The sequence below is a fragment of the Synechococcus sp. PCC 7336 genome (assembly GCF_000332275.1).
In the GTDB taxonomy this organism is placed as follows: Bacteria; Cyanobacteriota; Cyanobacteriia; order Thermostichales; family PCC-7336; genus PCC-7336.
This window is the reverse complement of record NZ_CM001776.1, coordinates 692,866-706,530: the sequence shown is the minus strand read 5'-3', so window position 1 is coordinate 706,530 and position 13,665 is coordinate 692,866. Positions and strand designations below refer to the sequence as shown.

The 13,665-nt window shown below is 54.8% G+C and carries 8 protein-coding genes and 1 CRISPR repeat array; of the genes, 5 read left to right on the top strand and 3 right to left on the bottom strand.

What is annotated here, in order from left to right; all coding sequences use genetic code 11:
• Positions 1 to 3 precede the first annotated feature (3 nt).
• The 3 genes from SYN7336_RS32600 (at position 4) to SYN7336_RS30445 (ending at position 1,715) form a co-directional block, all read left to right on the top strand.
• Positions 4 to 135: a hypothetical protein gene (locus tag SYN7336_RS32600; protein ID WP_255346703.1), complete on the top strand. Its 132-nt coding sequence runs from the start codon at positions 4 to 6 to the stop codon at positions 133 to 135.
• Between the two features lie 87 nt (positions 136 to 222).
• A complete protein-coding gene (locus SYN7336_RS03435) occupies positions 223 to 1,260 on the top strand; it encodes a hypothetical protein (RefSeq protein WP_017324523.1) in 1,038 nt (345 codons plus the stop codon).
• 257 nt (positions 1,261 to 1,517) lie between these two features.
• Positions 1,518 to 1,715 carry a hypothetical protein gene (locus tag SYN7336_RS30445; protein ID WP_017324522.1) on the top strand — a complete coding sequence of 66 codons (198 nt, stop codon included), beginning with the start codon at positions 1,518 to 1,520 and terminating at the stop codon, positions 1,713 to 1,715.
• A 12-nt stretch (positions 1,716 to 1,727) separates the two neighbouring features.
• Here the strand turns inward: SYN7336_RS30445 and pgl are convergent, their stop codons facing one another.
• The gene (gene pgl / locus SYN7336_RS03425; RefSeq protein ID WP_017324521.1) at positions 1,728 to 2,450 is read right to left on the bottom strand and encodes a 6-phosphogluconolactonase; all 723 of its coding nucleotides are present in this window, start codon (positions 2,448 to 2,450) and stop codon (positions 1,728 to 1,730) included.
• Positions 2,451 to 2,805: 355 nt separating this feature from the next.
• On the opposite strand from pgl, the gene dnaK reads away from it, so the two are divergent.
• Together dnaK and SYN7336_RS03415 are read left to right on the top strand one after the other, a co-directional pair.
• The gene (gene dnaK / locus SYN7336_RS03420; protein WP_026100661.1) at positions 2,806 to 4,725 is read left to right on the top strand and encodes a molecular chaperone DnaK; all 1,920 of its coding nucleotides are present in this window, start codon (positions 2,806 to 2,808) and stop codon (positions 4,723 to 4,725) included.
• Positions 4,726 to 4,979: 254 nt separating this feature from the next.
• Positions 4,980 to 5,939, top strand: a complete 960-nt coding sequence (locus tag SYN7336_RS03415) for a DnaJ C-terminal domain-containing protein (protein WP_026100660.1) — start codon at positions 4,980 to 4,982, stop codon at positions 5,937 to 5,939.
• Positions 5,940 to 6,259: 320 nt separating this feature from the next.
• Positions 6,260 to 11,376: direct repeats of the CRISPR family, unit length 36 nt; unit sequence GTGCTCAACGCCTTACGGCATCAATGGTTGGGGCAC.
• 245 nt (positions 11,377 to 11,621) lie between these two features.
• Here SYN7336_RS03415 and cas2 read toward each other — a convergent pair.
• Positions 11,622 to 11,915 carry a CRISPR-associated endonuclease Cas2 gene (gene cas2 / locus SYN7336_RS03405; protein ID WP_017324518.1) on the bottom strand — a complete coding sequence of 98 codons (294 nt, stop codon included), beginning with the start codon at positions 11,913 to 11,915 and terminating at the stop codon, positions 11,622 to 11,624.
• A 10-nt stretch (positions 11,916 to 11,925) separates the two neighbouring features.
• Positions 11,926 to 13,587, bottom strand: a complete 1,662-nt coding sequence (locus SYN7336_RS03400; protein WP_017324517.1) for a type I-MYXAN CRISPR-associated endonuclease Cas4/Cas1 — start codon at positions 13,585 to 13,587, stop codon at positions 11,926 to 11,928.
• Positions 13,588 to 13,665: the final 78 nt, after the last annotated feature.

Here is a 13,665-nt window from a genome sequence, read left to right as displayed (position 1 = left end):
GGAATGAAACTGGGGAATTGCTGCTGTGGGGAACCGAGCTCGGCGATCGGGAGCGTCGGGGCCGATGCTGAAGCTCAGCGGGCCGAGCAGTTGGCCGCTCAACTGCGGGCGGCGGGTATCGAACCGGAGGTTTAACGCGATCGAAACCTGACCGAAAAAAATGGAGAGCCACCCGAGAGGTGCGTGCCATAATGATGCGGCAGTTTCTTTGCTTGCCCCTGGATGAGTCCTACTTCCGAATTGACGGCCACCCTCACCCCCGAAGTCTTGGATGGAGTGGCAACGCTCGATCTGTCCTTGCCCGATCCCGAAGACGATCGCCTCTCGGAAGCGGAATTTATCCAACGGGTGGATGCAGCCTGGTTGGTGTGCGATCGCTTCGACCTGCAATCGGATATTTGGCGGGGGCGGATTTTGCGGCTAATTCGCGATCGCGAAAAACTGAATGGCGGCGGGCGCGGGCAGGGGTTTCTCCACTGGCTGCGGGAGCGGGAGATTGGTAAAAGTCAGGCTTATCGCTGGATCGAGTTAGCCGATAGTGCCGATCGGTTATTGACAGACGGCCAATTAGAGCCAGAATCGATCGAGCGATTTAGCAAGCGGGCCTTTGTGGAAACCGCCCAGGCTGCGCCAGAGGTGCAGCAAATGGTGGCAGAGGCGGCTCAGCGGGGCGATCGCATTACTCGCCGAGAAGTGCGTCAACTCTCCGACGAGTGGACCGCCATGACCTCCGATCTCTTGCCCGCAGAAGTCCGGGCTAAAGCAGCCGAAAATGTCATTCCCACCCGCTATTTGGCTCCGCTCGTGCGCGAAATGGAGAAACTGCCCGAAGAACACCAACACACAATCTCCACTGAGGTCGCCCGCAACCCCGATCTAGAAACCCTCAAAGAGGCCACTGCTTCGGCCCGCTATTTGTCGAAATACATCGAATCTGCCGCGCGCGTACAGGCGCTGACTGGGGCAGACGTGAATCTCGAAACGGCCTTAGACGAATCTCTGCGGATTGGTTGCTTGAATCAAACTGCGGATCTCGTCAATCAAGCGGCACAACTCGAACAGGCGATCGCAAAGGTTTACACCACCTGGAAGCGGTTGGGAAATTTAGCAGACAAGCTTGACGGGCAAAGTGGCGCCAGTACGCCCCACCTGCGATCGCTGCTAGAAAATCTCGACAATCTCGCCAGCAGCACCCTCGCAATTCAACTGGGCCTCAGCGATGCCGCCCGCACCATTCGCCTCCATATCGAGGAGGACTGACAGAAGGCGCCGCTACGCAAAACCGCCTTCAATTGTGCTTGCTACCAACTGTTGGACTCGCGGGCGCATTTGATAAAGTTCCAAGACATAGATCTAAGTAGACGATGAGTTAAGGATGAATCTCTTTTGGACTGACTCTAACCGCAAAGTGGGGGGGGATCGCAGATGGGGTTCAGGTAAGGGCAGTTCAATGTCTGAATAGAGAGAGATCTCGTCCGGCTCAGAAGGGCTGACAGCGACATTGGAGAAAGGAGATCGTGGCAAAGACTTTACAGCTACTGGTGGATTTAGCGATCGCTACAGCCGTAGCCACAGCCCTGGGTTTGTCTGCTCTAGCTCCCGCCGAGCCCTCAGTCCAGCGCCCCAATGACGAATCTGCAGATTCTGCCGAGCTAGCACGAGCCGTCCCCGCAAGGTCTATCTTTGCCTCAGAAGACTGGTTGGTACTGCGTTAGAAGTTACGGACGCTACGGCCCCGCTCCCACCAACGGCAACGCCGCTGCTGCTGTCCGATCGCACAGCCAAATCAATTCTCCATGCGGCTGAATGGACTGGGCGGGCAAACCCGCATTCGTCGTCAGCAACGTTTTCACAATCTCCGCCTTTCCGGCACCCGCAAGCCAAAACACCACCCGACGACTGGCATTGAGGGCTGGGAATGTCAGCGTTAAACGCGGTTCCCCCGACTTATTTCCCACAGTTACCCACGCTTGAGAATTCAACGCCTCCGTTGCGGGGAATAACGACGCAGTGTGACCATCCCCACCCACCCCCAACAACGTGCAATCGATCTCGGGCCAGTCCCCTTTGAACACCTCGCGCAGGCGATCGCCGTAGGTCGCCGCATCCACCTGCGGATTGCCCGCACCGGTTGGAAACGGGAAAATCTGGGATGCAGGAATGGGCACGCGATCGAGCAGTGCCTGTTTTGCCATGCGGTAATTGCTATCGGGATGGTCCTGTGGAACGTAACGCTCGTCCCCCCAAAACACATACAGCTTGTCCCAAGGCAAATCTGCAGACGCCAACCCCTCGTAAAACACCTTGGGGCTACTGCCTCCCGAGAGTGCAACGGAGAAGCAGCCGCGCTCGGCGATCGCCTCAGCCGCCCACTGTTGCCACAACTCGATCCCCCGCTGCACCATAGACGGCACATCGGGACGAATGTCTAACTGCCAAGACTGCACCATAACTGCTTCCAACCGCGATCGCACAACTCAATTGACTCGCTAACCACTCTAGCGGCAGCCTCCGCTGGAGGCACCTTCAAGGGAATTACCACTCGGGAGGTGGGGTTTTCTCTACAGCCTTCCTCAGACTGGCTTTCTATCATGCAAATACTACTGTCAACGCTCTTACGAGTCGCACAGTAGGGAGGCTATGCAATCGTAAATCAGATTTCCAGTTGCAATCGGCGATCGCACCTCCAGAAATAGCGACCAGAAATGGCGATATATAACGATCGCTCGTTCCTTGCACGCACATCACTAGCATGCAAGTCGCTAAGCCAACGCCCGAATTGCAGCACAAGGAGGCCAGTCGTTCATGGGTAAAGTAGTCGGAATCGACCTGGGAACCACTAACTCAGTGGTCGCAGTCATGGAAGGGGGACAACCCACTGTTATTGCCAACGCAGAAGGCACCCGCACCACGCCGTCTGTAGTGGGATTCAGCAAAGATGGCGATCGCCTCGTCGGTCAAATGGCTCGCCGCCAATCGGTGCTCAACCCCGAAAATACCTTCTACTCTGTCAAGCGCTTCATCGGACGCAAGTACGACGAACTCAATCCCGCGACTTTGGAGGTTCCCTACAAAGTCCTCAAAGACGAAAAGGGCAATGTCAAAATCAATTGCCCCCGTCAGAACAAAGAATTTGCCGCCGAAGAGATTTCGGCGATGGTGCTGCGCAAGTTGGTGGACGAAGCTAGCAAGTATCTGGGCCAGACTGTGACCGAAGCGGTCATCACCGTTCCCGCTTACTTTAACGACTCGCAGCGACAAGCGACGAAAGATGCCGGTCGCATCGCTGGTTTAGAAGTCAAGCGCATTATCAACGAGCCCACTGCAGCTTCTCTGGCCTACGGTCTCGACAACAAGAGCAACGAGATGATTCTCGTGTTCGACTTGGGCGGCGGTACCTTTGACGTCTCCATTTTAGAAGTGGGGGACGGCGTGTTCGAGGTGAAATCCACCAGCGGCGACACTCAGTTGGGTGGCGACGACTTCGATAAGAAGATTGTGGATTGGCTGGCTGCAGAGTTTAAGAAAATGGAAGGGGTAGATCTGCGCAGCGATCGCCAAGCCCTGCAGCGTCTGACAGAGGCCGCCGAGAAGGCCAAGATCGAGCTATCTAGCGTCGCAGAAACTAGCATCAACCTGCCTTTCATCACGGCTACCGCCGAAGGCCCCAAACACCTCGATCTCAAACTCTCCCGAGCCCAGTTCGAGAAAATCACCTCCTCGCTATTCGATCGCATTCGCCATCCGGTCGAGCAAGCTATCCAAGATGCCAAGCTGAGCAAGTCCGACATTGATGAAGTCGTACTGGTGGGCGGTTCCACCCGCATCCCTGCCGTCAAGCAATTGGTGAAAGACATCATTGGCAAGGAGCCCAACGAGTCGGTCAACCCGGACGAAGTGGTGGCCGTGGGTGCCGCGATTCAGGCGGGCGTGCTGGCGGGCGAAGTCAAAGACGTTCTCTTGCTAGACGTTACTCCCCTATCTCTGGGGGTAGAAACCTTGGGTGGCGTGTCCACCAAGCTGATTCCGCGCAACACCACTGTGCCCACCCGCAAGTCCGAGACTTTCTCGACTGCGGAGGACGGCCAATCTTCGGTCGAGATCCACGTCATTCAAGGCGAGCGCGAAATGGCCCGCGACAACAAGTCTCTGGGTCGGTTCAAGTTGGATGGCATTCCTCCCGCCCAACGGGGCGTTCCTCAAATTGAAGTGACGTTCGATATCGATGCCAACGGTCTGTTAAACGTATCTGCGAAAGATAAGGGCACCGGCAAGGAACAAAGCATCTCGATCACGGGGGCATCTACCCTGGAAGGCGGTGAAGTCGATCGGATGGTGAAAGATGCCGAGCAGCACGCTCAAGAGGACAAAGAGCGTCGCGAGAAGATCGAGCGTCGCAACCGGGCCGACAGCTTGGCCTATCAAGCAGAGAAGCAGATTGGCGAGCTCGGCGATAAGATTCCCGCCGATAAGAAAGCTAATCTGGAAAGCTTGATTAAAGAGGTGCGCGAGGCGATCGAGCAGGATGATGACGAGGCCATCCAGGCGAAGGAGTCGGCTCTACAAGAAGCACTGTATGCCGTCAACAGCGATCTCTACCAGCAGGCAGGCGCAGCTGATGGTGCTGCCGGACCTGGCGCTGGTGCTGGAGAAACCGCTGGCGAAGCGGCCAGTGGCGGCAGCGATGAGGATGTCATTGATGCCGAATTCACTGAATCCAAATAAGCGCGTGCTAGATCGTTGGCTGACTGAAACCAAAGCGCAGTAACGTGCGACGCGACTGGGTGTGCTGTTCGATCTTGGCGGCGCACCCCTTCGTTCGTAAAGCTTAGAGCCGCAATATCCTAGCGGATAGCGATTTCCGATGGGGCGACACTAGGGAATACTGAAAGTGTTACGCTGCGCGATCGCAAATTCTCCGCCACAGTTTGATCGGAGAGGCCGAGTTGGGGCGAGATCGGGCAGTTGAGGAAAGCGAAATGCAAAATTTTAAGGACTATTACAAAATTCTCGGAGTGGGCCGCAGCGCCAGCACAGACGACATTAAGAAGGCTTATCGCAAGCTCGCCCGCAAATACCATCCCGATGTCAACCCCGGCGACAAGTCGGCTGAGGAGAAGTTCAAAGACGTCAGCGAAGCCTACGAAATCCTCTCCGACAGTGGCAAGCGCCGCAAATACGACCAGTTCGGTCAATATTTCAACCAAGGGGGATTTCGCACGGGCGGGAGGACTGCCTACAGCAGCCCGTTTGGGGATTTCGATCCGGCGGTGGGTCAAACAGTTGATTTCAGCCAGTTTGACGATTTCCAAGATTTTATCGATCAGTTATTGGGCCGCATGGGGGGCGGCGGACGCAGTTACGGCCCGAGCTCGGGTTTTCAGACCGGTGCCAGGGGACGTACCGCCCAAAGCTACAATGCCGAATCGCTGATTCAACTGGGTATTATCGATGCCTACAAGGGCGGGCAGCAACGGTTGCGAGTGGATAGCTCTCGTACGTTGACCGTCAACATTCCCCCTGGAGTTACGGATGGCAAGAAGATTCGCCTGCGGGGGCAGGGCCATCCCAATCCCAGCGGCGGCGCAGGAGATCTCTACCTCAAGGTTAAAATTAAGCCCCATCCGTTCTTCCGCCTAGAGGGCTCTGATGTCTATTGCGATTTGCCGATATCGCCAAGCGAAGCTGCTCTGGGGGGGGCAGTGGATGTGCCGACCCTGGATGGAGAAGTGAAGCTCAATCTGCCTGCTGGGGTTCAGTCGGGGCAGAGGCTGCGCTTGGGCGGTAAGGGGTTTCCGAAGGGGAAGGGCGATCGCGGCGATCAGTTTGTGGTGATTCAGGTGAACGTTCCCAGCAACATCACAGAACGGGAGCGAGAGTTGTACGAGCAACTCAAGCAGGTGCAGTCCTACGATCCGCGATCGGCGATCGCGGTGTGAAATTTCCCTTGCCTCTTTCCAGGCCCGGGTCGAGAGGTTCTAACCCACGATTGCGAAATCGGGATACCATTCCCAAGCCTCAGACACCAGCATTGAGACCGATGTGTTTGAATTTGCCCTACTGCGGCAAAAGTCAAATGGCGATCGCTTGCAAATGAGTGCCACACCTGGCGGGGTGACACTACAGCTCAGGAGGCAGGTCTAGCAAGGGTTAGGGGATTGCCAAGAGGCAGAAAAAAAGCTAGGACGTCATGAATTACACCTAGCTTTCCAAATAATCATGGAACCATTCTATCTATCAAACCCTGCTCGCTCCCAAGCTCAATCCTCGTGAACGACATCAATGGTTGGGGCACCAGTCATTGCTAACTCTGCCGCTTATAAATCAATGTGCTCAACGCCTTACGGCATCAATGGTTGGGGCACAAATTGCCTAATAACGACTCTTTGACCTAGTTCTCGTGCTCAACGCCTTACGGCATCAATGGTTGGGGCACTTGGAGTGGCCCGAGCCCACCATCCGTGCCGATGAGTGCTCAACGCCTTACGGCATCAATGGTTGGGGCACACTAAGAAAGGTAAAATTATTCTGCAGTTTTCTCAGTGTGCTCAACGCCTTACGGCATCAATGGTTGGGGCACAACAAGTCAGCCACGCGGACTGCGATCGCTTGTAGGGTGCTCAACGCCTTACGGCATCAATGGTTGGGGCACGGTGAGTCGTGCCAGCAACATTACTTTCAGATATGTGCTCAACGCCTTACGGCATCAATGGTTGGGGCACATTATGCCGCGCATCCTTCCACTGGGGTGTGGTGGTGCTCAACGCCTTATGGCATCAATGGTTGGGGCACGGCTGGTTGACCTGAGATCCTTCTCGCTCGATTCGTGCTCAACGCCTTACGGCATCAATGGTTGGGGCACCCAAACCATTTGTTTGGTCACTGGTTGCGTCTTCGTTTGTGCTCAACGCCTTACGGCATCAATGGTTGGGGCACTTGGCTTGCTGGGTGGTGGAGATCGCACTGCAGGTCTGTGCTCAACGCCTTACGGCATCAATGGTTGGGGCACAGACAATCCTAGCCCTCATCCACTCCGCTTATCCTAGGTGCTCAACGCCTTACGGCATCAATGGTTGGGGCACGAACGGATTCGCCAAACCCCGAAAGATTATTGGAGTGCTCAACGCCTTACGGCATCAATGGTTGGGGCACTGGAAGATTCAAGTGCCGATCTTGTATATTTCAAAGTGCTCAACGCCTTACGGCATCAATGGTTGGGGCACCTCTGGGCTTAAATTCTTCGGCTCTTCTACCACCCGTGCTCAACGCCTTACGGCATCAATGGTTGGGGCACCTTTAAATATTTAATATTGATACTACAGGAGGAGAGAGTGCTCAACGCCTTACGGCATCAATGGTTGGGGCACGGGAGGTGCATGACAGGCTCAGTGAGTGCGAGGGTAGTGCTCAACGCCTTACGGCATCAATGGTTGGGGCACGCCATTATTTCCTTCCAAGCTGCTTTTTCTTTCTGGGCTCAACGCCTTACGGCATCAATGGTTGGGGCACGTAGCCCCCAACTGCTCTTGCAGCTTGGTACCTGGTGCTCAACGCCTTACGGCATCAATGGTTGGGGCACAGTCTACGTCAAGGGCCTCACTAACTCTGGCATGGTGCTCAACGCCTTACGGCATCAATGGTTGGGGCACTGGGAGGCTTGGGCATACCGATGCGGGGCTGAAGGAAGAGTGCTCAACGCCTTACGGCATCAATGGTTGGGGCACGGCTACAGTGTGTCGTCCCCACCGCCACAATCGACGAGTGCTCAACGCCTTACGGCATCAATGGTTGGGGCACCTCTCTCTGCTTTCTTCCTTATGAGAGAGATCTGTGTGCTCAACGCCTTACGGCATCAATGGTTGGGGCACCAAAAGCATGGACAAAGCATTTAGGGGTTCAAAGGTGCTCAACGCCTTACGGCATCAATGGTTGGGGCACGATTTAGCTTTGAAAAGCCGTTAGCCCCTGTGCCTGTGCTCAACGCCTTACGGCATCAATGGTTGGGGCACCGTACCGCCTCCGCAATCGGTTGTTAGGCGATCGCGTGCTCAACGCCTTACGGCATCAATGGTTGGGGCACTCTTCTTCCCCCTGCAAGATCGGGGCAATAGACTGATGTGCTCAACGCCTTACGGCATCAATGGTTGGGGCACCTCTCAAAAATTTTCAATTATCTGCACTATCTCGTGCTCAACGCCTTACGGCATCAATGGTTGGGGCACGTGCTCCTCGGCCCACGGGCACTCAATATTGATCGTGCTCAACGCCTTACGGCATCAATGGTTGGGGCACTAGAGCGGTCATGACTTTTTTCCTTTGTTTTCGAGTGCTCAACGCCTTACGGCATCAATGGTTGGGGCACAATAGTTTCTATGGAAAACAAGCCAGATAGCATCGTGCTCAACGCCTTACGGCATCAATGGTTGGGGCACGCGATAACGCTGGCGGCTCGAACCTTAAAATTAGGTGCTCAACGCCTTACGGCATCAATGGTTGGGGCACGATTGGCAGTGAAAGAGAAGAAGACACTGTCTACCCGTGCTCAACGCCTTACGGCATCAATGGTTGGGGCACTTACTAACCCCTAGCTGTGTCTTTAACTGTTCGAGTGCTCAACGCCTTACGGCATCAATGGTTGGGGCACAGTCGACGATGGTCAGGATCAGCTTATCCAAGTCCCGTGCTCAACGCCTTACGGCATCAATGGTTGGGGCACGTGGGAGCAACAAGGCGTGGTAGTCCTCGGGGACGGCGTGCTCAACGCCTTACGGCATCAATGGTTGGGGCACCCAAAAGGGAGCGTGCTATTTGTGTCGCAGATCGCCGCGTGCTCAACGCCTTACGGCATCAATGGTTGGGGCACGCTACCACAATTATCTTGTAGCTGTGGTAGCTGGGTGCTCAACGCCTTACGGCATCAATGGTTGGGGCACACTCCAACCAGCAAAAATCTCTGGATGTGCGGAACAGTGCTCAACGCCTTACGGCATCAATGGTTGGGGCACTTCTTTCAAATCGTCAGTTAAACAAGTAGAAATATTAAGTGCTCAACGCCTTACGGCATCAATGGTTGGGGCACGAACTTCCTGCCCTGTTATCCTTAAGCTGATTCCGCGTGCTCAACGCCTTACGGCATCAATGGTTGGGGCACGTCAATCTTTCTGTAACTAAAGGATTGATACCCGGAGTGCTCAACGCCTTACGGCATCAATGGTTGGGGCACGGTAAAGAAACGAGAGAATCGACCTTGGCTGTCAGCGAGTGCTCAACGCCTTACGGCATCAATGGTTGGGGCACGATCTCCGAAGTCCCGATTTGCGATGACGCTGAGAAGTGCTCAACGCCTTACGGCATCAATGGTTGGGGCACCTACTTTCTTCTCGAATACTCAGGACACTGTCGACGGTGCTCAACGCCTTACGGCATCAATGGTTGGGGCACCCGACTAAAGATGCTCCCAGTCTGACCGACACACGTGCTCAACGCCTTACGGCATCAATGGTTGGGGCACTGGCAGGACTTCGTGGTTCTCTCTAAAGGGCTTGTGTGCTCAACGCCTTACGGCATCAATGGTTGGGGCACATTGCCCACAAGCAGATCCCAGTGGGTATGCTCCCTGTGCTCAACGCCTTACGGCATCAATGGTTGGGGCACCAAGCTTGACGGTCTGTCGGAGTTCCGGGTACTCGTGCTCAACGCCTTACGGCATCAATGGTTGGGGCACGCTCAACTAGGTAACGACGCAAGATCCGAATTGTGTGCTCAACGCCTTACGGCATCAATGGTTGGGGCACGAAGGTGGTGGTCATTTGTTTGTCTCTCTTTGCTTAGTGCTCAACGCCTTACGGCATCAATGGTTGGGGCACTCTCCTAGATTAGACTCGTGACGAAAACCCCGAGCTCGTGCTCAACGCCTTACGGCATCAATGGTTGGGGCACTATCGTAAAAGTGTGTATCTGGATTATTTATATTTTGTGCTCAACGCCTTACGGCATCAATGGTTGGGGCACACGTTCCAAACGTTGTACAGTATGCGGATTATTATGGTGCTCAACGCCTTACGGCATCAATGGTTGGGGCACAGGTCTACAACAGCCATTAGCTAAATTTGCATTGAGGTGCTCAACGCCTTACGGCATCAATGGTTGGGGCACTAAGAGAGTAAACCCCTCTCTCTCAGTAGGATCTTCGTGCTCAACGCCTTACGGCATCAATGGTTGGGGCACCACGCACAGCGCCCGGATCCTGGGTCTGACCGGACGGTGCTCAACGCCTTACGGCATCAATGGTTGGGGCACGTTGTAAGATTGTCTCCTGCCGATACAGCGGCAAGGGTGCTCAACGCCTTACGGCATCAATGGTTGGGGCACATATGGTTAAGACCAACATCCACGATACCGTTGGGAAGTGCTCAACGCCTTACGGCATCAATGGTTGGGGCACATTCGCCTGGAGCCGGCATCTTCCCCGTAAGTGCTGTGCTCAACGCCTTACGGCATCAATGGTTGGGGCACCTATTCCCTGTAGATTCTGCTTCTGATTCTTGCCCAGGTGCTCAACGCCTTACGGCATCAATGGTTGGGGCACGAAGCAGACACTGAAGGCAGCAGTTGCAGGAGCCATGTGCTCAACGCCTTACGGCATCAATGGTTGGGGCACTTGGCGTACTTGTACTCTCGGCCCCAAAGAGTGTGTGCTCAACGCCTTACGGCATCAATGGTTGGGGCACGTCATTATATGTTTTTTGCTTGAAATTTTCTTCCATGTGCTCAACGCCTTACGGCATCAATGGTTGGGGCACATTTTCACTTAGCGTCGGTCGATCGATCTATAGCGTGCTCAACGCCTTACGGCATCAATGGTTGGGGCACAAGTACTGCCTAGTTACCAGGACGACTGGATGAAGAGTGCTCAACGCCTTACGGCATCAATGGTTGGGGCACCGGATAGATACTCCACCGTCAAATCGCCTGAATTCGTGCTCAACGCCTTACGGCATCAATGGTTGGGGCACACAGTGGGAAAACTTGGCAGGAGGGAGTTTTGGGGTTATGTGCTCAACGCCTTACGGCATCAATGGTTGGGGCACCGATTAGGGCAAGTTGAGCACGATCGTCGTCGATGTGCTCAACGCCTTACGGCATCAATGGTTGGGGCACTAGATAGTTTACTTTGGCTAGGGTAATACTCTAGTAGTGCTCAACGCCTTACGGCATCAATGGTTGGGGCACTGGGTTTGGCTGAAAAACTAGCCAACTTTTTGGATGTGCTCAACGCCTTACGGCATCAATGGTTGGGGCACCTGATTGGCCTGCAGAAGCCCGTGCAGTGTTTATCGTGTGCTCAACGCCTTACGGCATCAATGGTTGGGGCACGGCGATCGCCAAAGCCCAGACCAGACAAAGCCTCTGAGTGACTTTGGCAAGCACCTCAGATAGTTTAGCAAAACTATCAAAAAATGCTGACAGACAACCGTTCATCAGCAATTGAACCTCAGACAGAGCAACGTTTTTAGCCCTTACAAGCACCTCAACCCCCGCTCGCCCCCTCAATCCCCTAGCCCGTCAAACGATCGGAGCAATTCCTCCCCCCAAAAAACGAACGCGCGCAGATCCATGCATCAAAAAATCTGGAACCCCTGCTCCTCCACAGGCCAAGCCTCAGGACAATTACACACCTGAATCCTCTCCACACAACGATTGCACAACCCCACCACCAACAAACTATCCTCCGCTGCCATAATCTCCTCCAACTCCCATCTCAACCGTTCCCGCTCTCGCAAATTCAAGCGACAGCGAAAAATCGATAACTGTAAACTCTCCCCATACCCCTTCAACAACTTAAACACCTTGCGCCATCGCTTTGGATCGCGAATGTCGTAACAGACCAAATACCAATGTCTCGGTTCCGCCATAATCTCCCCCCTAACGCACCACTAACTGCGCAAACAACCCACCTTCCCCCATCCACTCCTTCTCCAATAACCGCACCTCCAACTCCAACAAACGCCGATAGGTCAGCGAATAGCCCGTCATCGGGTGCTTCCAAGACTCAGCCTTGCGTCGCTCGTACAGCCCAATAAACTTCTTACAGCCCGCATCGCTCAGCCAAACCTGCTCGCCCCTCACCTCAAAATCACCCTTTACATCCCATTGCCCTCGATTAATCGATCCCACAATCGGCATATCCACCAACGGCACCCGAAAAATTTCCATCAAATCGAGTCCCAGTGGAGCCGCCTGCGATCGCGGTTGGTGATAAAACCCCAAGGCAGGCTCTAATCCCACCGCTAAAATCGCATTCATGACATCCTTGAGCAGCAAGGCATACCCAAACCCCAGCAAGGCATTAAAGCGATCGCGAGGTGGCCTGCGATTGCGTCCCTCAAACCGCAACTCCTCTGGCACTCCGTCTGGCAGCACCGCAGGCAGCGCCCCAAAATACAGCGCCGCCACATTTCCCTCTAATCCCAACAGCGAAGCGATCGAATCTGCTCGCTCTATCCGCTTGAGCAGCACCTTAATCTGAGCGATCGCCCCAACCAACGAATCTGGCACAGTCTTCAACCTGCGCTTAGCTCGCATCAAAAACTGGCGTTGCCCCCTCCCCCGACACCGGGCCAACTGTCGGGCCAGTCGCAAACAGGTCTCCCCATCCGTTAGCGCCTCGTACTGCCGAATTCGCCGCTGAATACTCCCCTGGCGATCGTCGAAACTGCCGATATAGCGGCCCCCTCCCGACACCCAATGCACCCCGACATCGTTAGCCGCACAAAAATGCAGCGCCTGAGTCGAGATCTGCGAAAAACTATGTAACACTATCTGAGCCACCTGCCGCACCGGTAACGTTTCCATCGGGCAGTCTCGCCGCTGAATTTTCAGTTCGTCCCCTTTTCGCCCCACCCGCGTCCCTGGTTCCAAAACATGGATAATCTGTCGCGGGTCATCGGCAGGAAATAATCGGATTGGCTGCCACTCGCGCTCGTGGGCCAACCGCGCCTCCTCTGGCAAACACACTGGAGCCAACGAACAGCGCGTACACAAGCGCTCGTTCTCCGTTACCGGCGGTCGAGCAGGAGAATTGCGCAACAGCCGCGCCCGCGCGATCGCTTCTCTCACCTCCGCCCGACCGCGATCGTCCAACGGCACCCGTACCATGACATTGTCGGCGTGATAGCGAATCCGCCCTTCGCGAATCTCAATTCCCTTCGCCATCTCAATCAAATAGGCATAGGCAAGAATTTGTAGGCGATCGCTCTCCCAAGCCTGGGGTTGTTTATTTTCTCCACGGCAGCATCGCCCCCGCTTGTGCTCGTAGGGAATCACCATACCGTCCCGAGTGCGCATTGCATCCACTCGTCCGCGCAAGCCCAGCTCTTCGCTTTCGAGAAACCAATCTTCCCAATCCTCCCCCTCTTGTTTCTCCAGCTCTACATGCAGCCGCCGTCCGGCAAATACCGCTGCATCTTGCGTGTACAGTTCCTCCACTTCTTCGAGGTAAAACAGTCGCTGGCAGTAGGCCAGCGCGTGTAGTGCCGAGACTCGGATGGTTTCCCGATCGGCAGATATTCGAGATAAAGTTTGCATTACTACCTCAAAACCTGATACTTATTGGCGTTTGAGTAGTCGAAAGAAGTCCCGTTTTTAACATTCCCGGTAATTCTC

Bases quoted from the DNA above. Each gene is read 5' to 3' on its own strand.
- pgl (WP_017324521.1), bottom strand. From the start codon at position 2,450: ATGGTGCAGTCTTGGCAGTTAGACATTCGTCCCGATGTGCCGTCTATG.
- SYN7336_RS03400 (WP_017324517.1), bottom strand. From the start codon at position 13,587: ATGCAAACTTTATCTCGAATATCTGCCGATCGGGAAACCATCCGAGTC.
- SYN7336_RS32600 (WP_255346703.1), top strand. From the start codon at position 4: ATGAAACTGGGGAATTGCTGCTGTGGGGAACCGAGCTCGGCGATCGGG.
- SYN7336_RS03435 (WP_017324523.1), top strand. From the start codon at position 223: ATGAGTCCTACTTCCGAATTGACGGCCACCCTCACCCCCGAAGTCTTG.
- cas2 (WP_017324518.1), bottom strand. From the start codon at position 11,915: ATGGCGGAACCGAGACATTGGTATTTGGTCTGTTACGACATTCGCGAT.
- dnaK (WP_026100661.1), top strand. From the start codon at position 2,806: ATGGGTAAAGTAGTCGGAATCGACCTGGGAACCACTAACTCAGTGGTC.
- SYN7336_RS03415 (WP_026100660.1), top strand. From the start codon at position 4,980: ATGCAAAATTTTAAGGACTATTACAAAATTCTCGGAGTGGGCCGCAGC.